Here is a 21,231-nt window from a genome sequence, read left to right as displayed (position 1 = left end):
ATGGAAAATATATATGAAATAGGCATTATAGGTTTCATGGTAGGAGTAATAGGAACGGGTATAGGTGGAATAATATCTATACTAGTATCAGATATTAAAGGAAATATTCTAAGTTTTATAATGGGATTATCAGGCGGACTAATGCTATCGATAATATGTTTTGACTTATTAGAAGAAGCCTTTAAGATAACTTCTCTTCCCATAAATATTGCTGGATTAATACTAGGAATAATAGTTATGAGCCTAATAGAAACTTTATTGAGAAAGAGAAATAGGAGTGGTAATAAATATAGAAGAATAGGATTTTTATTATTAATTGGAGTAGCACTACATAATTTCCCAGAGGGATTAGCTATAGGATCTGCTTTTTTACTTACTAAATCATTAGGAATTGGTGTATCTATAGTTATAGCCGTCCATAATATTCCAGAGGGTATATGTATGGCAACTCCCATGAGAATGGGGGGAATAAATAGATTAGAAGTATTAATATATACTATGCTAGCAGGAGCACCAATTGGTATAGGAGCATTTATAGGAGCCCTACTGGGGAACATATCACAAAACTTTATAGGCTTATGTTTAAGTTTAGCTGGAGGAAGTATGTTGTACATAGCTTGCGGTGAATTAATACCATCGGCTAAAGAAGCATCTACAAAAAAAATTCAAACCTATGGTATATTAATAGGTTTTATTTTAGGAATACTAATAACTAAAATGTAGATAAAATAATTAAACTTATTGACAAATGTATTTTGTTAGAATAAATTTAAGGATAGATAAAATGGTTAAGAGTTAAGATTTCTAAACTCTTAACCGTGAGCATGAACAAGGAGGAACAAATGACAAAGATTTTTAATATAGATCCCAATGATTTTGAAGAAAGTGAATTAAGAGAAGGTGCAAGTATACTAAATAAGGGTGGTACAGTAGCATTTCCTACAGAAACAGTATATGGAATAGGGGCAAATGCCTTAAAAGAAGAAGCTGTGAAAAAAATATTTCAAGCTAAGGGCCGTCCGTCGGACAACCCCTTAATAGTACATATAGCTCACCAAGATCAATTAAAAGAATTGGCTAAAGATATTAATGAAAATGCTAAATTATTAATAGAAAAATTTTGGCCAGGTCCACTGACTATAATATTAAATAAAACAGAAAAGGTTCCTAATTGCACTACAGGAGGACTAAACACTGTAGCCATTAGAATGCCATCCCATAGGATGGCAAGACAATTAATAGGCATGTCAAAGGTTCCTGTGGCAGCACCAAGTGCTAATATATCTGGAAAGCCATCTCCTACTAAGGGAAAACATGTGGTTAAAGATTTAGAAAATCGGGTAGATGGAATAATTTGTGGTGGGGACGTTCAAATAGGACTAGAATCCACTGTAATAGATGCCACAGGAGAAGTGCCTACTATTTTAAGACCTGGGGGAGTTACGAAGGAAGAAATTGAAGAAGCTTTAAATATGGAAATAAAAGTGGACCCAGCTATAGAAGGATATTTTAAAAAGGATTTAACTCCAAAATCTCCAGGAATGAAATATACCCACTACTCACCAGAAGCTCAAGTGGTAATGGTAATAGGTCACTTAGAGGACACTACAAAAAAGATAAGAGAATTAAAAAAAGAAGCAGTAAGCCAGGGGAAAAAGGTAGGAATCATGTGTACAGATGAAACTAAGGACAAATATGATGGTCTTGTATATTCCATGGGAAGTAGAAAAAAAATAAGCACCATAGCTCTAAATATGTTTCATGTGCTAAGACTATTTGATGAGACAGATGTGGATATGATTTTTGCAGAGGGAATAGAAAGTACCCACCTAGGTAGTGCCATAATGAATAGAATGACCAAAGCAGCAGGTTATAATATAATAAAGTGTTAAAAAGGTTAGCGGTTAAACCACAAAGAATGAACAATAACAGGAGGAACAAATGAATATTCTATTTGTCTGTACGGGTAACACTTGTAGGAGCCCTATGGCTGAGGCATTAATGAAAAAATTAATAGAAAAACACAATCTAAATATAAATATATATTCAGCTGGAATATTTACAATGGATGGATTAAGCCCATCTGAGAATTCTATTCTGGCCATGGATGAAATAGGAATAAATATAAGGGATTATAAATCAAACACTATAACAAGAGAACTAATAAATAATAGTGATTTAATATTAACTATGACAGAAAATCATAAACAGAAAATATTACAAATTATTCCTAAAATTTCAAATAAAATATATACATTAAAGGAATATGGAAAAGTAAATGGGGATATTAATATATTAGACCCATATGGACAGAATGTGCATGTATACAAGGCTTGCAGAGATGAAATAAATAGACTATTAGAAATTATAATTAATGAATTGAAATAAGAATCTGGTTAAGGGTTGAGTATTAAGAACTTGTTATTTAAACTCTAAACCCTTAATTCTAAACTCTCAACCATAAAACAACACTTGACTTTTTTTCAAATATACACTACAATAATGAAGATTTAAGTTTCTGTAATGGAGGTGCAAGGATGAAGATAGCTTTAGGTAGCGACCACGGAGGATATAATTTAAAAGAGGCTATTAAGGAGTACTTAGAAGAAAAGAATATTGCATATGAAGATTTTGGTGCTAACTCTGTAGACTCTGTTGATTACCCAGCATATGGAGAAAAAGTAGCTGTAGCTGTAGCTGAAAAGAAATGCGACTACGGAATATTATGCTGCGGAACAGGAATAGGCATATCTCTTGCTGCAAATAAAGTGCCGGGAATTAGATGCGCAGTAGTTTCAGATGTTTTTTCTGCAAAAATGTCTAAGGCTCACAATAATGCTAATATGTTATCACTAGGAGAGCGTGTAGTAGGACCGGGATTAGCACTAACTATTGTGGAGGCATGGCTAAATACTGAGTTTGAAGGCGATAGACATGAGCGTCGAGTAAATTTAATAGGTGAGATTGAAAAGAAGTATAATAAATAAAAGAGGAGTTGTGAGTATGGAAAATGTATTTGTAATGGATCACCCTTTAATCCAACATAAGATTAGTATCATAAGAGATAAAAATACTGGTTCAAAGGAATTTCGTGAAGCTGTAAAGGAAATTTCAATGCTTATGGGATATGAAGTAACTAGGAATCTTCCTTTAGAGGAAGTTGAAATTGAAACTCCTGTATGCAAGACTAAGAGCAAAGTAATTGCTGGAAGAAAGTTAGGAATAGTTCCTATATTAAGAGCAGGACTAGGAATGGTAGATGGTCTTTTAAGTTTAGTTCCTGCAGCTAAAGTAGGACATATAGGATTATATAGAGATCCTGATACTTTAGAGCCTGTAGAATATTATTGTAAATTACCAGTAGATGTTCAAGAGAGAGAATTAATAGTAGTAGATCCAATGCTTGCAACTGGTGGTTCTGCCATTGCAGCAATTAAATTCATAAAGGATAGAGGAGCTTCAAACATTAAACTAGTATGTTTAATAGCTGCTCCAGAAGGTGTTAAAGCTGTACAAGAAGCACATCCAGAGGTGGAAATATACTTAGGTTCATTAGACGAAAAATTAAATGATCATGCTTATATAGTTCCAGGACTTGGAGATGCTGGAGATAGATTATTTGGTACTAAATAATCCATGTATAAAAAACTTTAAAAAAAGTCATAACTAAAGTTAGGAGCAGTATAAACTGCTCCTTTTTTAACAGGTTATTTAAGGTAAATATAAGATTTATGTGATAAAATAATTTGATTAAACAATTATATAGAGGAAAAATATACTAAGGGGGAATTAGTATGCGTCCTGATTGGAACACATATTTTATGGAAATGGCTGAGATGGCTAAAACTAGATCTACTTGTAAGAGAAGAAAAGTTGGAGCTGTAATAGTAAAAAATAAAAGACTTTTGTCTACTGGATATAATGGAGCACCATCTAATACGAAACACTGTCTAGAAATAGGATGTCTAAGAGAAAAGATGGGCATACCATCGGGAGAAAGACACGAATTATGTAGAGGTATTCATGCTGAGCAAAATGCCATAATACAGGCAGCATTCCATGGTGTGTCCATAGAAGGATCAGATTTATATGCTACACTGCAACCCTGTGTATTATGTGCTAAAATGGCCATAAATGCTGGCATAAAGAGGATTTATTTTAAAGGATCTTACCCAGATGAATTATCCATGGATTTATTAAATGAAGCTAAGATAGAACTAATTAGGATGGATTAACAAATAATGACAAAATAGTAACCAAATTTACGTAATCATTGTGTTTTTTTCTAGTTTAATGTAAAATAACTATGAGTGGAATTTGACTATTAAAATAAATAGGAGTGTTACAATGTATAAATATATGATAAGTTTGTTGGTGGCATTTATTGTGTCATGTATTATGACTCCTTTTGCTATTAAGTTAGCTCACAAAATAGGAGCTATAGATGTGCCAAAGGACAACCGTAGAGTTCATAAAAAGCCTATTCCAAGGATGGGTGGATTAGCCATATTTTTAGGATTTGTAGTTAGTATATTAGTAACTCTTCCTATAGATAAAAAGATAATAGGATTAATTGCAGGAAGTACTGTCATAGTTATTATGGGAATTATGGATGACACTAAGCCATTATCTCCTAAGCAAAAATTTATGGGTCAGCTAATAGCAGCTGTCATATTAGTTAGTGTGGGAATTAGCATTGAAGGTTTTGGTAACCCAATAACAGATAAATGGATTGGATTTCCTCTATATTTATCCATACCTGTAACTATAATATGGGTTGTAGGAATAACTAATACAGTAAATTTAATAGATGGATTAGATGGATTAGCAGCAGGAGTAGCATCTATAGCTGCATTATCCTTAGCATATATAACTTATATTCAGAATCCAAACAATATAGTTGTTATGGTGCTTACTTTATCTGTTGCAGGTTCAGCTATAGGATTTTTACCTTATAACTTTAATCCTGCTAAGGTTTTTATGGGAGATACAGGATCATTATTCTTAGGTTATATTTTATCTGCCATATCTATTTTAGGAGTATTAAAGGGTGCTACAGCCATAGCTACAATAGTACCAGTTCTTGCATTAGGTTTACCTATATTTGATACGGCATTTGCAATTATAAGAAGATTTTTAAATGGAAAACCCATATTTGAAGCAGATAAGGGACATTTACATCATAGATTGTTATCTAGAGGATTAGGGCAAAGGAGAACAGTTTTAACCCTATATCTAATAAGCGCCCTACTAGGTGCAAGTGCAGTTTTAATAAGTAATAATCAATTTGCATATTGTTTTATAATAATATTCTTTTTAACTACAACGCTATATAGAAGTATAGGAAAAGAATCTATAAGAGGCAAAAACAAATAACCAGGGTTGATAAAATCCTGGTTTTTAATTAGGGGGATATGAAATGAAGACAATAAAGGTTATGAGTATATTTGGAACTAGGCCAGAAGCCATAAAAATGGCCCCACTAGTTAAGGAAATAGAAAAGGAAGAATCTATGGAGTCCATAGTTTGTGTTACAGCTCAGCATAGGGAAATGCTAGATCAAGTATTAGAATTATTTAGTATAAAACCAGACTATGATTTAAATATAATGAAACCAGGCCAAAGCTTAACTCAAATAACGGCAAGGGCATTAGAAGGTTTAGATAATGTAATAAAAGAAGCAAAGCCAGATATTATACTAGTTCATGGAGATACTACTACTACCTTGGCAGGATCTTTAGCTGCTTTTTACCATAAAGTGAAAATAGGCCACGTGGAAGCTGGTTTAAGAAGTGGGAATAAATACTCTCCTTATCCAGAAGAGATGAATAGAACCTTAGCGGGTAATTTAGCAGATATGCATTTTTGTCCAACAAAGGGAAATGAGCATAATCTTTTAAACGAAAGAATAAAGGGAAACATATATTTAACAGGAAATACAGTTATAGATGCATTGTTTAAGGTTATTAAGGAAGACTATGTATTTGAGAATGAAGTACTTAACAATATAGATTATAAAAATAAAAAGACAATTCTATTAACTTGTCATAGACGTGAGAACTTAGGACAACCTATGGAAGATATATTTAGTGCCATAAAGGACGTTGTGCAGGAAATTGAAAATGTGGAAGTAATATTCCCTGTACATTTAAATCCAAAGGTGAGAGATTTAGCAAACTCCATATTAGGACAAGTCCCAAGGGTAAATCTAATAGAACCCCTTGACTATGAACCATTTGCTAACTTGATAAACAAATGTGATTTAATACTTACAGACTCAGGTGGTATCCAAGAAGAAGCACCAGCCCTTGGTAAACCTGTATTGGTTCTTCGTACTGAAACGGAAAGACCAGAAGCTGTGGACGCGGGAACTGTAAAAATGGCAGGGGTAGAAAGAAATAGAGTATATGAAATGACTAAGAAATTATTAGAAGATAATGAGGCATATAAAGAAATGGCAAATGCAGTAAATCCCTATGGGGATGGAAATGCATGTAAGAGAATAGTTGAAGCTATAAAAGAATACTTTGAAAATTAATGAGAGATGTGGGCTAAAACTAAAAGTTTAGAATCTAAATGAAAAATATCAAAAAAGTGAATAAACAAAAGTATGCAGGAGAAAAACAAATGAGAATAGGTATTAAGCTCCTATATATACAAATATTAGGTATTGATAGTATTAGGCAAATGGAGTACAATTTACTTAAAAAGATAGTGAGTGAAGATTAATGGAACAGTATAGTAGTAATTCCGTGTATTTCATATCTTATGCTAAATTACCATCAGACATATCAGCAGCTCACGTTCATAAGGTTGTAGGTTTAGGAATGATTATAAATCCAGATACGGAAATTATAGAAGATGTATCCTGCACCTTACTTACACAAGAAGCTAGACAATTTTTAAAAAGTATATTTGTTGGATATGATCTTCAAAAAAATGGTATAGACAATTTGTTAGAAATAATAAAAAAACGTTATCATGGAATGGCCCAAAAGGCCCTTTGTGTTGCAACTAAATCCACATACTTAAAGTATTTGGAATGGAAGAAAACTTTATATTAAGCGCTGCTTTATTTGCAAGATTATGTTTCCGCATAATTAATAGTAAGTAGAATCCAGTGAGGATGATATAATTATATTTATGATTATGTCTCTTCAGTGGATTTTTTTATTGCCTGTGAATTTTGCCACAAATTCATAAGCACTATATACTTAACCAGGATGAAACTAAAATTAAGAAGGTATTCTGAATTTTAGCTGATCCATCTAGTGATTCTACAATTTCTTATCTTCACTTCTAAAGAGGAGATAAAGAATTGTTAGTCATTAATATAGACACTAAGGAGGAGACAAATGAAACAGAAATTTAAGTTAAAATTATTTCACAAAATCTTTATAGGATTGATTTTAGGGGCTACTGTTGGATTTATATTCAGTACAATGGGTGGCGAAGACAATGCAACTATAGCTAAGATTGTTCCAGTATTTGCTTTATTAGGGGATTTATTCTTAAGACTAATTAGAATGGTAGTTGTACCTTTAGTATTTTTCTCAATAATTAGTGGAGTTGCCAACCTAGGGGACTTGAAAAAACTAAGAAGTATAGGTATTAAAGCAGTTGCCTTATTCTTTGCAACGGCATTCTGTGCTGTTACAATAGGATTAATTGTGGCACATATTATTCAGCCAGGAGCTGGAATCCAATTAGGAGAAGCGGCACAGGCAGTAGAGGTTAAAGAACTTCCAGGAATAGCTGATACTATTTTAAACTTCTTCCCTAAAAACCCAGTTGAATCTATGGCAAAGGGTGAAATGCTTCATATAATTTCATTTAGTGTATTCATTGGAGCAGCACTTTTAATGATGGGCCAAAAGGGAAAAGAACTTATTGATTTAGTAGATAAGGTATCTGAAGTAATGTTTAAGATTACAGACATTGTAGTTAAGTTTACACCATATGGAGTTTTCGGACTAATGGCTAAGGCTACTACAAAGTTTGGTTTAAAAATCTTTGGACCAATATCAAAGTTCATCCTAGCAGATTACTTAGCATCATTTATTCATATCGCTGTGATTTATACATTAGTATTAATGGTATTTGCAAAGGTAAACCCAATCAAATTCTATAAAAAAGCATTCCAAACTTGGTTAGTTGCCTTTAGTACTTGTAGTTCTATGGCAACACTACCTGTAACAATGAGAATTGCAGATGAAGAATTGGGATTACCAAAAGAAAATGCAAGTTTCATATTACCACTTGGAGCTACAGCTAATATGAATGGAACATCAATTTACTTTGGAATAATAGTTTTATTTGCAGCACAAATTTATGGAATTCCTTTAAGCTTTAAAATGCAAGCTATGCTAGTACTTCAAGCTACATTATTATCAGTTGGTTGTGCAGCTGTACCACAAGTTGGTCTTTTAATCAGTATTGCATTACTTACGGGAATGGGTCTTCCACTAGATGGTATTGCCCTAGTTGCAGGAATCTATAGAATAGTAGACCAAGCACATACTTCAACTAATGCTTTAGGAGACTTAGTAGTTGCTACAGCAGTTGCTGGTATGGAAGGTGACTTAGATAGAAAGACATTTGACAAGGAGAGTATTCCTGTTAAGAGAGTTGCATAGTTAATCAATATGGTACAATAATTTGAGATGGTTATTGACCATCCGTACATATTATGTCAGTATGGTAATGGGATACAGGTGAAGGGTGAAAAATATATGAATGAATTACTCGTCACCTGTGACTCATTGCAAGTTATTTAAAAAGATAATAAATTAATAAAATTATAAAATTAATAACAAAAAAGGGGAGTTAATTATGAGTCTTAATAAGGCACCTAAAAATCATGTGTTTTACAGAAATCAAAATTGGCATTATCCAAAAATCGTAAAAGGCGAAGGTGTTTACCTTTATGACGAAAAGGGAAAGAAATATTTAGATGGTTGTTCAGGATCAGCTGTAGCTAATATTGGACATGGAAATAAAGAAGTGGCAGAGTATGTTAAAGAGCATGTTGAAAGAATTGCATTTACACATCTTTCTAGATGGACAGTAGACTCTATTGAAGATTGTGCTGCTAAAGTTGCAGAGTGGGCACCAGGAGATTTAAACCATGTATACTTCGTATCTGGTGGATCTGAATCTACTGAAACTGCTATTAAAATGGCAAGACAATACTTTGTTGAAAGAGATGGAGCATCAAGCTCTAAGTGGAAAGTTATCTCTAAGTGGAACTCATTCCATGGAAATACTATGGGATCATTATCAATGACAGGTATCACTGGAAGAAGAAAAATATATGACCCAATGTTAATTAATTTCCCTAAGATTCCACAATTTTATCACTATAGAAATCCATGGGGATGTGAAACATTAGAAGAAACTAGTATAAAGGCTGCTGAGGCTCTAGAAGCTGAAATCATAAGAATTGGAGCAGATAATGTGGCTGCATTTATTACGGAGCCAGTTGTAGGATCTGCAGCTCCAGGAGTTCACCCTACTAAGACTTACTTTGAAATGGTTAGAGCTATTTGTGATAAGTATGACGTATTATTAATAGTAGATGAAGTAATGGCTGGATTTGGTAGAACTGGTAAGAAATTTGCGATGGAGCATTTTGATGTAGTTCCAGATATTATAACTACAGCTAAGGGAATGAGCTGTGGATATACTCCAATGGGAGCTTGTATTGCTAGCGATAAAATATTTAATACAATAATGGTAGAAGGTTCTGGACACTTTGTTCATGGACACACTTATGCAGGAAATCCATTATCTTGTGGAATTGCTCACAAAGTAATTGAAATAATGGAAAGAGAAGGATTTGTAGAAAATGCTGCTGTTATGGGAGATTACTTAATGGAAAAAATCCAAACTCTATACAAATATCCTATCGTAGGAGATATTAGAGGTAAGGGATTAATGATTGGTATTGAGTTCGTTAAAGATCAAGACACTAAAGAACCATTTGACACTAAAAAAGCAGTAAAGGGTATGTTAACTAATCATTGTTTAGAAGAAGGTTTAGTGATTTATCCTGGTGGAGGAAGTGTAGATGGAGTAAGAGGAGATCACTGCCTAATAGCACCGCCAGTTAATATAACAAAAGAAGAAGTAGATGAGTTATTCGCTTCCTTTGAAGCTGGAATTCAAAAGACTTGTAAAGAATTAGGATACGAAATATAGAAAGAGGTTAAGAGATTAGGGTTTAGGGATAAGAGTTTGATTTAAACCCCTAACCCTAAACTCCAAACCCATAACGAATAAGGAGGCTATTATGGAGAAATTAGTTATAACTATTGCACATACTGGAAATGTTCCTACAAAGGAATTAAATCCTCATACTCCTGTTACAATTGATGAAATAGTAGAGGATATTAAAAAATGTAGAGAATTAGGTGCTGCTGTGGCACACATACATGTAAGGGATGAAAATGAAAAACCAACAAGTAAAAGGGAATTATTTGAAGAGGTTCTAAGAAAATTAGATGAAGAAAATGTGGATATTATAAGACAAGTGTCTACTGGTGCTCGTGGTGGAGAAAATACACTTGAGTGGAGAGGTCAAATGTTAGATATACCTGGAGCTGAAATGGCAAGTTTATCTACTGGTTCTTCAAACTTCCCAACAAGTGTAAATGCCAATTCACCAGACTTAATTAAGGCTTTAGCAACTAAGATGTATGATAATAATCTTAAGCCAGAGGTTGAGGCCTTTGATGTAGGTATGATTGATAATGCGAAGAGATTTATTAAAAAGGGTATATTAAAGGCACCTGTACACTTTAACCTAGTTATGAATGTGCCTGGTTCTATAGCTGGTACTCCAAAGAACCTACTTCACATGGTAGAATCTCTACCAGCAGGATCCACATTCTCCGTATCTGGAATTGGTAGATGTCAAGTAGATATGATTGCCATGGCAATTATGTTAGGTGGACATGTGAGAACTGGTCTTGAAGATGTGATTAAGTATGATAAGGATACATTAGCTTCTAATTCTATGCTGGTAGAAAGGGTAGTTAGAATTGCTAAGGAATTTGGAAGAGAAATAGCTACACCGGAGGAAGCAAGAGTAATATTAGGAATGAAATAATAGGTTATTAGTTAAGAGTTAGTGACCTAGGATTAATGGACACTGTACGTTGGCTTTAGGTTATTAACTTTGACTTTTAAAATGGTATAGGGGGACCGTTAGTATTTTATATATTCCTTCAGTATATAATTTAGTAACTGTCTCCATCATATTTAATGGCTAATGATTAAAGATTAATATCTAGGGAAGAGGTATTTTTAATTATTAGCTATTAGAAGGTAATAATTAAATGCAATATTTGTCACGAATTGTAGAATAACGGAATTTCTTAAGTCGAAAAACAAAAAGTTAACAAAATAAATTTTAAAAATGGGCAATCATTTTCCTATAAATGTGTTACAATATATAAGGTAGCAATACAGTTGTAATACATTTGTTAATTAATATAAAAACGGGGGTGTTTATATGAGCAAAATTACAACACTAGAAGAGGCTATGAATCTAATTAAAGACGGTATGACTATTATGGTTGGTGGATTTATGGCTTGTGGAACACCAGAAAAATTTATGGATGCTTTAGTAGAAAAAGGTGTAAAAGATTTAACTATTATTGCTAATGATGCAGGATGGCCAGATAGAGGAGTTGGAAAACTTGTAGTGAGCAAACAAGTTAAGAAGGTTATTGCATCACATGTAGGATTAAATCCTGAAGTAGGAGTTCAAATGAATTCTGGTGAAATAGAATGTGAATTAGTACCACAAGGAACACTAGCTGAAAGAGTACGTGCTGGTGGAAATGGTCTTGGAGGAATTTTAACTCCTACAGGAGTAGGTACTATAGTAGAAGAAGGAAAGCAAAAGATTGAAGTAGATGGTAAGGTATACTTATTAGAGAAGCCTTTAAGAGCTGATATTGCTTTAGTAGGAGCTTCAATAGCAGATAAAAAAGGTAATCTGTATTTCAATAAAGCAACTAGAAACTTTAATCCACTTATAGCTACAGCTGCAGATACAGTTATAGTAGGAGCAGAAAAGGTAGTAGAAATTGGTGAAATAGATGCTACTGATGTTATGACTCCTGCCCTATTTGTAGATTATATTGTGGAGGTGTAGAATATGAATGTTAAAGAAATTATAGCTAGAAGAGTTGCAAAGGAATTACATGATGGAGATGTGGTAAACTTAGGTATTGGACTACCTACTATGGTTGCTAATTACATACCATCTGATATGGACGTTACATTACAGTCTGAGAATGGATTCGTAGGTCTTGGACCTGCACCAGCAGCAGAAGATGCTGATATGGATCTTGTGAATGCTGGAGGACAGCCTGTAACAGCTGTTCCTGGAGCTGCATTTTTTGATAGTGCCATGTCATTCTCTATTATTAGGGGTGGCCATGTGGACGTAACAGTTTTAGGTGCCTTACAAGTAGATGAAAAAGGAAACTTAGCTAACTGGATGATTCCTGGTAAATTGGTTCCAGGAATGGGCGGTGCTATGGACTTAGTTGTAGGAGCTAAGAAGGTTATTATATCTATGACTCATACTGCTAAGGGAAAACCTAAGATCTTAAAAGAGTGCAAATTACCATTAACAGCAGCAAACCAAGTTAATATGATTATTACAGAAATGGGAGTTATGGAAGTAACTAAGGACGGAATCGTACTTCTTGAGATTAATCCAGACTTCTCAATTGAAGATGTAAAAAATGCTACAGAAGCAGAATTAATAATTTCTGAAAACTTAAAGAAAATGGAAATATAATAAAGAAAAAAGTCCCATACTATGTATGGGACTTTTAATTTTGAAAGTTTAAAAAAAATTTTTTCAAAACTTTTTTTTATAATTATTTAATCGGGGTTAAAAAATAATCATGATTGTTAAAAAAATATAAAAGTTTTCAAAATGAACTTCAATTCATGAATACTTATTCATATGTTTAAAAAAACATAATGGAATTATAAGATTTATGTGTAACTAAGTCTAGGTAACAGTTACAGAAAATTATTTTTTAAAACTCTATGGAAGGTATGATAGACATGTTAATAAAAAATTAAGATATTCAACTTGAAAGTTTGAGCCTCGTGAATTGCAAAAGGAAAACATTTGCATAGACTGTGTTAAAAATATGTCAACAAAAGGAGTCTTGTATATTTTTACACAAGTGCTATAATTATTACTAGGGGAATGAAGAGAATGAAAAGAGAGATATTTAAAAATCTTACATTAGTAAGTCAATTGGGCATAATCATGGTAGTGACCATAGGTGGATGCCTCTACATAGGTAAGTATTTAGACCAATTAATAGGAACTAGATATATCTTCATGTTAATATTCATAATATTAGGAGTAATAAGTGCTTTTCTAAATATATACAAACTAATCATTAAAAACTTTGACGAAAAAAAGTGACAAATGTCAAATGACTTAAACTTACAAAGTGAAAATTCTAAAAATTTACAGTATTCAAAAATGACAAAAAAGACTATAAATTCTAACTAATGCAATTAATAATTCAGACAACAATCAAAATGACATTTGATACATGGAAATCCTTTAAGAAGGGAAGTGTAGTTTTGTCCTTTACAAGAGACTTGCAACTTAAAACTTATAAATATACCATATTATCTGCATTTGTTATAGGAACAATAGCTACTATATTATTTGATAATTCAAAGCCAATAATAATGGCTTTAATATTTGGAACGAGTATAGGAATGCTAAACTTCAGATTATTAGCTATGACACTGGAAAAGGCATCTGAGATGGAACCAAGACAAGCTCAAGTATATGCCACAAGTAGATATTTTCTTAGATACATAATAACTGGATTAGTTTTATATGTGGCAATTAAGGCGGATTATTTAAATGTAATTGGGGTAATAATAGGATTAGTGCTTATTAAGATAGTAATATTAGGTACTAATCTGTTTAATGATAAAGCTTATTATATGAGGATTTTTGGCAGAAAGGAGGACGAATAGTGGATGGAGGATTTGGCCCAAGAATTATTTTTGAAATAGGAGGAATACCTATTACAGAAACTGTAACTAATACTTGGATAATCATGATATTCCTAATAATCTTTTCTTATGTAGCAGGAAAGAATTTAAGCAAGATACCAAAGGGGTTTCAAGGTGGTGTAGAAGCTCTTGTAGATGGAATCTATGGACTAGTATCTCAGACTATGGGAAAAGATAAAATTGGATTTGCTCCTTACATAGGAACTCTTATGATTTACTTAGTATTTGCCAATCTGCTAGGTTTAACATCATTAAGACCACCTACAGCAGATGCAAACACTACAATGGCCCTGGCTTTTCTAACATTCTTTATGATTCATGGATTTGGTATGAAATCTAAGGGAGTGGGAGGATATTTAAAGGGATTTACAGAGCCATTTTTCGTTATGCTACCTCTTAACTTGATTGGAGAGTTAGCTACACCTATTTCATTAGGTTTCCGTTTGTTTGGTAATATAGTTGGTGGACTTATTATAATGTCACTACTATATTCAGGTTTAGGATATGCAAGTACATTACTTGGAAGTTCTATCCCGTTTTTACAAACAGCAATCCCAGTACCCCTTCACATCTATTTTGATGTATTCTCTGGGGTGTTACAATCATTCATATTTGCCATGCTAACAATGGTATTTGTAGCAATGGCTATTGATTAAGAAAGGTCAGACTGGAGGTGAAATGATGGAGGGTAACTTCATAACAATTTTTATAGACTGGCTACTTTCGTTTGATACAAAGGTTTTAATATTGGCTGCATCAGCAATTGGAGCAGGACTTGCCATGATAGCAGGGATTGGACCTGGAATTGGACAAGGTTATGCTGCAGGTAAAGGTGCTGAAGCAACGAGTATAAACCCAAAATCCTCAAAAGATGCAACTATGGTAATGCTACTTGGAGCAGGTATTGCAGAGACTTCAGGTATTTTATCCTTAGTTATAGCTTTAATCTTACTGTTTGGTAATCCAATCATAAATCAAACAGGTCACAAATTAATACTGGCAGCATCTGCAATTGGAGCAGGATTTGCCATGATAGGTGGTATAGGACCTGGAATTGGCCAGGGTTATGCAGCAGGTAAAGGTGCAGAAGGTGTTGGAAGAAGGCCTAAGCAAAAACCAGGAATATTAAAGACTATGATCTTAGGTCAAGCCGTAGCGCAAACTACAGGTATTTACGCCCTTATAGTTGCACTTATATTAATGTTTGCAAATCCACTTATTAATTTAATGTAGTATAGTAAAAAAACAAAAAAATGAAGATGAATATCTTTTTTCAAAATGAAGGAGGAATTTTATTATGGAACCTATTACAGGAAAAGCGTTAATATTAGCATGTTCAGCAATCGGAGCAGGATTAGCAATGATCGCAGGTATCGGACCAGGAATCGGGCAGGGATATGCTGCTGGTAAAGGTGCAGAGGGTGTTGGAAGACAACCAGAGGCACAAGGAGATATTATTAAAACTATGTTACTTGGAGCTGCTGTTGCAGAGACAACTGGTATTTATGGATTAATCATTGCCTTAATTTTATTATTTGCAAATCCATTAGTAGGATTATTATAATTCATAAAAATGGATTAGCTTAAAATGAAGGGAGGCAGCAATAAATGGATATAGTTCAAAAAGCCGGATTAGTGGAACTTAGTTGGACAGCCGGTTTTCAAGTAGTGAACTTTTTGATTCTATTTTGGGCTATGAAGAAACTATTATTTAAGCCTGTTTCTGAATTTATGGCCAACAGAACTAATGAAATAGAATCGGGCATGAAGAAAGCGGAAGATAAAAATAGACAAGCTGAGGAACTTTTAAGTGACTATAAGAATAAACTTTCTAATGTGGAAGAAGAAGGTAGACAAATTATAAGAGAAAAAACTAAAGTTGCTCAAGTTAAGTATGATGAAATTGTAAAGGAAGCTCAAGAAGAGGCTAGAAGAAGAATGGAGAAAGCTGAAGTTGAAATTGAAAGAGAAAAGGAAAAGGCTACAGCTGAGATTAAGGATTCTATTTCTTCTTTAGTTGTTGCGGCTACTTCTAAAGTTTTAAATAAGGAACTTAACGAAAATACTCATAAAGAATTAATAGAGAATTTTATTGATGAGGTAGGGGATGGCTCATGGCAGAATTAGTAGCAAAAACCTATGCTCAGGCCCTTTATGATGTAGGTCTTGAAGGTAAATGTATAGACAAATTCTTAGGAGAATTAAATTTTATTAAGAAATCATTTGATGAAAATGAAGATCTTTTTAGATTATACAAAACTCCTAAGATAAACAAGGAAGAAAAAAAGGTAATAACTGATAATATCTTCAAAGGTAATGTAAGCGAAGAAATAGTTAGTTTTATTAAAATACTATTAGACAAAAGAAGAATAAATAAGTTTTATGATATAGTAAAAGCTTATGAGAAGATGGCAAATGAATACTATGGAATTGTAGATGGAATCGTAGATAGTGCCATTGAGCTAAATGAAGATACAATAAAGAGATTAGAAGAAAAATTATCTAGTGTAACAAATAAAAAGGTTAAGTTGAAAAATAATGTTGATCCATCCATAATGGGTGGAATTCGTGTGAGAGTAGGAGACAAGGTATTTGATGATACTATTAAGAATCGTTTAGATAACCTAGCTGAAGAACTTGCACAAATAATAGTATAAGCTGATAGGGGTGATACATAGTGAACCTTAGACCTGAAGAAATCAGCTCGATTATAAAAGAGCAGATTAAAAGATATGAGAGTAAATTAGAAGTTAAAGATGTTGGAACTGTTATTCAGGTAGGAGACGGTATTGCAAGAATTCACGGTCTTGAAAAGTGTATGGCAGGAGAACTTTTAGAATTCCCAGGTGGAGTTTATGGAATGGCTCTTAACTTAGAAGAAGATAATATAGGTTGCGTTTTAATGGGATCTGATGCGAACATTAAAGAAGGTGACGTTGTAAAGCAAACGGGAAGAATTGTAGAGGTTCCTGTTGGAGATAGTCTTTTAGGAAGAGTTGTAAATTCCCTAGGTCAAGCAATTGATGGAAAGGGACCTATTAAAACTGACAAATACAGACCAGTAGAAACTGCAGCACCAGGTGTTATTGAAAGAAAATCAGTTCACCAACCATTACAAACGGGAATCAAAGCTATAGATTCTATGATTCCAATTGGACGTGGTCAACGTGAGTTAATCATCGGAGACCGTGAAACTGGTAAAACTGCCGTGGCAGTGGATACTATCATTAACCAGAAGAAAGAAAATGTTATTTGTATATATGTTGCTATTGGACAAAAGAAGTCTACTGTTGCTCAAATAGTAAAGACTCTAGAAGATAACGGAGCAATGGATTATACCATAGTAGTGTCTGCTACTGCCAGTGAACTAGCTCCACTTCAATATATAGCTCCTTATGCAGGTTGTGCCATGGGAGAAGAATTTATGCACCAAGGTAAGGATGTATTAGTAATATATGATGATTTATCTAAGCATGCCGTTGCATATCGTGCCATGTCATTATTACTTCGTCGTCCGCCAGGAAGAGAAGCATATCCTGGAGATGTATTCTACTTACACTCAAGATTATTAGAAAGAGCTGCAAAGCTTAGTGATAAATTAGGTGGAGGATCTTTAACAGCCCTTCCTTTAATTGAAACACAAGCAGGAGACGTTTCTGCATATATCCCGACTAACGTAATATCTATTACAGATGGTCAGATATTCCTAGAGGCAGAATTATTCTATGCAGGACAACGTCCAGCCGTTAACTCTGGTATTTCCGTATCAAGGGTTGGTGGAGATGCTCAAATTAAGGCAATGAAAAAAGTTGCTGGTAAGATAAGATTAGAACTTGCTCAATATAGAGAACTTGCATCCTTTGCTCAGTTTGGTTCTGACCTTGATAAGGATACACAAGAAAGACTTGCGCAGGGTGAAAGATTAATGGAAGTATTAAAGCAGCCACAATATGAGCCGGTGAAGGTAGAGCACCAAGTTATGATTATTTATGCTGCTGTAAATAAGTACTTAAGAGATATTCCAGTTAATGAAATAAACAGATTTGAAGCAGAATTCTTAAAGTTTATGGATGAAAACCATGATGAAATCGGAAACACTATCAAGTCTACAGGTAACTTATCTAATGAGACAGAAGAAAAATTAAAGGCAGCCATAGAAGAATTTAAAGGCCTATTTAAAGTAGAAGAATAGATAATAAAAGATTAGGTTTAGAGATTAGCGTTTGGAGTTTAGAGTTAAATAGTTTTTAACCCTTAACCCCTAACCCTAAACCAGTATCTAAATTCCTGTAGAGCTGGAGGTGAGAAGATGGCAAGCATGCGTGATATCAAGCGTAGAATACGAAGTGTAAATAGTACTAAGCAAATTACTAAGGCTATGGAATTGGTATCTACGTCAAAATTAAGACGTGCCAGAGAAAGGGCAGATAAGATAAAACCTTATTTTCATACGGTAAAAGAAACGGTCCAAGACATATTTTCTACTGCTACAGACTTAAACCATAAGTATACTAAAGCTAGAGATGTGAAGAAGACGTGTTATATTGTGATTACTGCAGACAGAGGTCTTTGCGGTGGGTACAATATTAATGCTATAAAAAAGGCATTAGAGAGTATGGAAGGTAAGAATGAGGTATCTGTCATAACTATTGGTTCTAAGGCTCGTGATTATTTTAGAAATAAAAAGTACGATATAGATGGAGAGTTTATAGGAATATCAGAAAAGCCAACTTATGCTCATTCTAAGAAAGTTAGCAATTTGGCTCTTAAGTTGTATGAAAAAGAGATGGTAGACGAAGTGTACTTGGTATACACTCAATTTGTGAGTACATTAAATCAAGAACCAGACATGATAAAACTACTTCCTTTTAGCAGTGAAGGAAATGAAAAAGTAGATACTTCTGAGGATTATGAATATGTTTCATATGAACCTTCCCCAGCAGTATTACTTGATTATATTATACCTAAATATATAGAAAGTAGTTTATACGGTGCATTAGCTGAGTCTTCTGCTAGTGAACAAGCCGCTAGAAGAGTTGCCATGGAAAATGCTACTGATAATGCAGAGGAAATGATTGACAAGCTTACTCTAACTTACAACAGAGCTCGTCAGGCTGCGATAACTCAAGAAATTGCAGAAATCGTAGGAGGAGCAGAAGCGTTGAAATAAGAATTTAAACATAAATAATATATACATGCTATATTCACAGAAAGGATGTGAGTTGAGATGGCTAATAATGTAGGTAAGGTTATTCAAATTATCGGACCTGTACTAGATATTAAATTTGAATCGGATAATTTACCAGAGCTTCTAAATGCCATTGAAATAGATTTAAATGGAAAGAAAATCGTTGCCGAAGTTGCTCAACACGTGGGAGATGACACTGTAAGATGTATTTCCATGTCATCTACTGATGGTCTTACAAGGGGAGTAGACGCAATAAATACGGGAGCGCCAATTTCTGTTCCTGTAGGACAAAAGACTTTAGGAAGATTATTTAACGTATTAGGTGAGGCTATAGATGAAAAGGGAGATGTAGGTTCAGAGGAAAAGTTTCCTATTCATAGAGAGGCCCCTCCTTTTGATGAACAAGATACTTCATCTCAATTATTTGAGACTGGTATAAAAGTAGTTGACTTACTTGCACCTTACGTTAAGGGTGGTAAGATCGGTCTATTTGGAGGAGCTGGAGTTGGTAAGACAGTACTTATCATGGAACTTATTAACAATATAGCAAAACAACACGGTGGACTTTCAGTGTTTGCTGGAGTTGGTGAAAGAACAAGAGAAGGTAATGACCTTTACCATGAGATGATTGATTCTGGAGTTATTGATAAAACTGCTCTAGTTTTCGGTCAGATGAATGAGCCGCCAGGATCTAGAATGCGTGTTGCGCTTACAGGTCTTACTATGGCTGAATATTTTAGAGATAGAGAAGGGCAAGATGTACTTCTATTTATAGATAATATATTCCGTTTCACACAAGCGGGTTCAGAGGTATCAGCCCTACTTGGACGTATACCTTCTGCCGTTGGTTACCAACCAACACTAGCTACTGAGATGGGTGCATTACAAGAGAGAATCACTTCTACTAAGAAGGGTTCTATCACATCTGTTCAAGCTGTATACGTACCGGCGGATGACTTAACTGACCCGGCACCAGCTACAACATTTGCCCACTTAGATGCAAAGACTGTATTATCTAGAGATATAGCATCCCTAGGTATTTATCCAGCCGTGGATCCACTAGATTCCACATCTAGAATTATGGACCCAGCCACAGTTGGAGAAGAACACTATAGAGTAGCTCGTAGAGTTCAGGAAGTTCTACAAAGATATAAGGAACTTCAAGATATTATAGCCATATTAGGTATGGATGAATTAACTGATGAAGATAAGGTAGTAGTAGCTCGTGCTAGAAGAATACAAAGATTCTTATCTCAACCATTCTCAGTTGCTGAGCAGTTTACTGGTATGGAAGGTAAATATGTACCTATCAAAGAAACTATCAGAGGATTTACTGAAATCTTAGATGGTAAGCATGATGATTTACCAGAGTCTGCTTTCCTTTATGTAGGAACTATAGACGAAGCTGTAGAAAAAGCTAAGAAAGAGAGCTAAAAGACAAGTTCATTTGTCTTTTTAGGAGGTGAAGAAATGGCTTCTACATTTAAGCTAGAAATAGTAACCCCTGAGCGCGATTTCTTTGAGGGTGAAGTTGAAGAAATAGTAGTTAGAACTGTAAGTGGGGATTTAGGTATTCTAAAAGATCATATGCATACAGTAAGTCCTTTAGCACCAGGTATTGTTAAAATAAAACAAGATGGTAAATTCAAGGAAGCTGCTTGCTCTGGTGGTTTTATTCAAGTAAAAACTGAGAAAACTACTATTGTGGCAGATTCATGTGAATGGCCTGATGAAATAGATGTTAAAAGGGCTGAAGAAGCTTTAAAAAGAGCAGAAGAGAACCTAAATAGTTCTGATGAGAATGTCGATAAAAAAAGAGCTAGAAACGCAATTAGACGTGCGAAGGCTCGTATCTTAGTTACAATGAAAGATAAATAAATATAATAAGCCTAGACCAATGGTCTAGGTTTTTTTATATTGTATAAAGATAAAAATAGAAGTGAAAAATATAAATAATAGATATAGTA

General features: G+C 34.0%; 26 protein-coding genes. All 26 read left to right on the top strand.

Features of this window, described 5'->3' with window-relative positions; all coding sequences use genetic code 11:
* Nucleotides 1–723, top strand: a complete 723-nt coding sequence (locus tag CCE28_RS16080; protein WP_095134755.1) for a ZIP family metal transporter — start codon at nt 1–3, stop codon at nt 721–723.
* Nucleotides 724–842: 119 nt separating this feature from the next.
* Nucleotides 843–1,892: an L-threonylcarbamoyladenylate synthase gene (locus CCE28_RS16075; RefSeq protein ID WP_095134754.1), complete on the top strand. Its 1,050-nt coding sequence runs from the start codon at nt 843–845 to the stop codon at nt 1,890–1,892.
* A 49-nt stretch (nt 1,893–1,941) separates the two neighbouring features.
* Nucleotides 1,942–2,388: a low molecular weight protein arginine phosphatase gene (locus CCE28_RS16070; RefSeq protein WP_095134753.1), complete on the top strand. Its 447-nt coding sequence runs from the start codon at nt 1,942–1,944 to the stop codon at nt 2,386–2,388.
* 149 nt (nt 2,389–2,537) lie between these two features.
* On the top strand, nt 2,538–2,987 hold the full coding sequence (gene rpiB, locus CCE28_RS16065; RefSeq protein ID WP_095134752.1) for a ribose 5-phosphate isomerase B: 450 nt from the start codon (nt 2,538–2,540) through the stop codon (nt 2,985–2,987).
* A gap of 16 nt (nt 2,988–3,003) precedes the next feature.
* Nucleotides 3,004–3,633 carry a uracil phosphoribosyltransferase gene (upp, locus tag CCE28_RS16060; RefSeq protein WP_095134772.1) on the top strand — a complete coding sequence of 210 codons (630 nt, stop codon included), beginning with the start codon at nt 3,004–3,006 and terminating at the stop codon, nt 3,631–3,633.
* A 161-nt stretch (nt 3,634–3,794) separates the two neighbouring features.
* The gene (locus CCE28_RS16055; RefSeq protein WP_095134751.1) at nt 3,795–4,235 is read left to right on the top strand and encodes a deoxycytidylate deaminase; all 441 of its coding nucleotides are present in this window, start codon (nt 3,795–3,797) and stop codon (nt 4,233–4,235) included.
* 112 nt (nt 4,236–4,347) lie between these two features.
* Complete coding sequence (locus tag CCE28_RS16050) at nt 4,348–5,376, top strand: glycosyltransferase family 4 protein (protein ID WP_095134750.1); 1,029 nt, start codon at nt 4,348–4,350, stop codon at nt 5,374–5,376.
* A 43-nt stretch (nt 5,377–5,419) separates the two neighbouring features.
* Complete coding sequence (gene wecB / locus CCE28_RS16045; protein ID WP_095134749.1) at nt 5,420–6,538, top strand: non-hydrolyzing UDP-N-acetylglucosamine 2-epimerase; 1,119 nt, start codon at nt 5,420–5,422, stop codon at nt 6,536–6,538.
* Nucleotides 6,539–6,576: 38 nt separating this feature from the next.
* Nucleotides 6,577–6,729 (top strand): hypothetical protein, encoded by a 153-nt coding sequence (locus CCE28_RS22325; protein ID WP_176461875.1) that lies wholly within the window; start codon nt 6,577–6,579, stop codon nt 6,727–6,729.
* Nucleotides 6,729–7,064 (top strand): DUF3870 domain-containing protein, encoded by a 336-nt coding sequence (locus CCE28_RS16040; RefSeq protein WP_095134748.1) that lies wholly within the window; start codon nt 6,729–6,731, stop codon nt 7,062–7,064. The genes CCE28_RS22325 and CCE28_RS16040 overlap by 1 nt, the downstream gene beginning before the upstream one ends.
* Before the next feature lie 291 nt (nt 7,065–7,355).
* The gene (locus CCE28_RS16035) at nt 7,356–8,636 is read left to right on the top strand and encodes a dicarboxylate/amino acid:cation symporter (RefSeq protein WP_095134747.1); all 1,281 of its coding nucleotides are present in this window, start codon (nt 7,356–7,358) and stop codon (nt 8,634–8,636) included.
* A 196-nt stretch (nt 8,637–8,832) separates the two neighbouring features.
* Nucleotides 8,833–10,200: an aspartate aminotransferase family protein gene (locus tag CCE28_RS16030; protein WP_095134746.1), complete on the top strand. Its 1,368-nt coding sequence runs from the start codon at nt 8,833–8,835 to the stop codon at nt 10,198–10,200.
* Nucleotides 10,201–10,291: 91 nt separating this feature from the next.
* Nucleotides 10,292–11,110 carry a BKACE family enzyme gene (locus CCE28_RS16025; RefSeq protein WP_095134745.1) on the top strand — a complete coding sequence of 273 codons (819 nt, stop codon included), beginning with the start codon at nt 10,292–10,294 and terminating at the stop codon, nt 11,108–11,110.
* Nucleotides 11,111–11,515: 405 nt separating this feature from the next.
* Nucleotides 11,516–12,163 carry a CoA transferase subunit A gene (locus CCE28_RS16020; RefSeq protein WP_095134744.1) on the top strand — a complete coding sequence of 216 codons (648 nt, stop codon included), beginning with the start codon at nt 11,516–11,518 and terminating at the stop codon, nt 12,161–12,163.
* 3 nt (nt 12,164–12,166) lie between these two features.
* A complete protein-coding gene (locus tag CCE28_RS16015) occupies nt 12,167–12,817 on the top strand; it encodes a 3-oxoacid CoA-transferase subunit B (protein WP_095134743.1) in 651 nt (216 codons plus the stop codon).
* A 432-nt stretch (nt 12,818–13,249) separates the two neighbouring features.
* A complete protein-coding gene (locus CCE28_RS16010) occupies nt 13,250–13,465 on the top strand; it encodes an AtpZ/AtpI family protein (RefSeq protein ID WP_095134742.1) in 216 nt (71 codons plus the stop codon).
* 164 nt (nt 13,466–13,629) lie between these two features.
* On the top strand, nt 13,630–14,037 hold the full coding sequence (locus CCE28_RS16005; RefSeq protein WP_207652914.1) for an ATP synthase subunit I: 408 nt from the start codon (nt 13,630–13,632) through the stop codon (nt 14,035–14,037).
* Nucleotides 14,037–14,732: a F0F1 ATP synthase subunit A gene (atpB, locus tag CCE28_RS16000; protein WP_095134740.1), complete on the top strand. Its 696-nt coding sequence runs from the start codon at nt 14,037–14,039 to the stop codon at nt 14,730–14,732. Before CCE28_RS16005 ends, atpB begins: the two co-directional genes overlap by 1 nt.
* A 25-nt stretch (nt 14,733–14,757) precedes the next feature.
* Entirely contained in the window at nt 14,758–15,309 is a 552-nt protein-coding gene (gene atpE / locus CCE28_RS23035) for an ATP synthase F0 subunit C (protein ID WP_242972998.1), read from the top strand.
* A gap of 64 nt (nt 15,310–15,373) precedes the next feature.
* On the top strand, nt 15,374–15,640 hold the full coding sequence (gene atpE, locus CCE28_RS15990; RefSeq protein WP_095134738.1) for an ATP synthase F0 subunit C: 267 nt from the start codon (nt 15,374–15,376) through the stop codon (nt 15,638–15,640).
* Between the two features lie 44 nt (nt 15,641–15,684).
* Nucleotides 15,685–16,203 carry a F0F1 ATP synthase subunit B gene (gene atpF / locus CCE28_RS15985; RefSeq protein ID WP_095134737.1) on the top strand — a complete coding sequence of 173 codons (519 nt, stop codon included), beginning with the start codon at nt 15,685–15,687 and terminating at the stop codon, nt 16,201–16,203.
* Nucleotides 16,191–16,733 (top strand): F0F1 ATP synthase subunit delta, encoded by a 543-nt coding sequence (locus tag CCE28_RS15980; RefSeq protein WP_095134736.1) that lies wholly within the window; start codon nt 16,191–16,193, stop codon nt 16,731–16,733. Before atpF ends, CCE28_RS15980 begins: the two co-directional genes overlap by 13 nt.
* A gap of 20 nt (nt 16,734–16,753) precedes the next feature.
* Nucleotides 16,754–18,268 (top strand): F0F1 ATP synthase subunit alpha, encoded by a 1,515-nt coding sequence (atpA, locus tag CCE28_RS15975; protein ID WP_095134735.1) that lies wholly within the window; start codon nt 16,754–16,756, stop codon nt 18,266–18,268.
* Nucleotides 18,269–18,385: 117 nt separating this feature from the next.
* Nucleotides 18,386–19,246, top strand: coding sequence for an ATP synthase F1 subunit gamma (gene atpG, locus CCE28_RS15970; RefSeq protein ID WP_095134734.1), 861 nt, complete (start codon nt 18,386–18,388; stop codon nt 19,244–19,246).
* A gap of 57 nt (nt 19,247–19,303) precedes the next feature.
* Nucleotides 19,304–20,698, top strand: a complete 1,395-nt coding sequence (atpD, locus tag CCE28_RS15965) for a F0F1 ATP synthase subunit beta (protein ID WP_095134733.1) — start codon at nt 19,304–19,306, stop codon at nt 20,696–20,698.
* Nucleotides 20,699–20,734: 36 nt separating this feature from the next.
* The gene (gene atpC, locus CCE28_RS15960; protein WP_095134732.1) at nt 20,735–21,142 is read left to right on the top strand and encodes an ATP synthase F1 subunit epsilon; all 408 of its coding nucleotides are present in this window, start codon (nt 20,735–20,737) and stop codon (nt 21,140–21,142) included.
* Nucleotides 21,143–21,231 lie beyond the last annotated feature (89 nt).

It is taken from the genome of Anaeromicrobium sediminis (assembly GCF_002270055.1).
GTDB classification, from domain to species: Bacteria; Bacillota; Clostridia; order Peptostreptococcales; family Thermotaleaceae; genus Anaeromicrobium; species Anaeromicrobium sediminis.
Note: the sequence above shows the minus strand (reverse complement) of the source record. Positions and strands in the feature narration are given on the sequence as shown.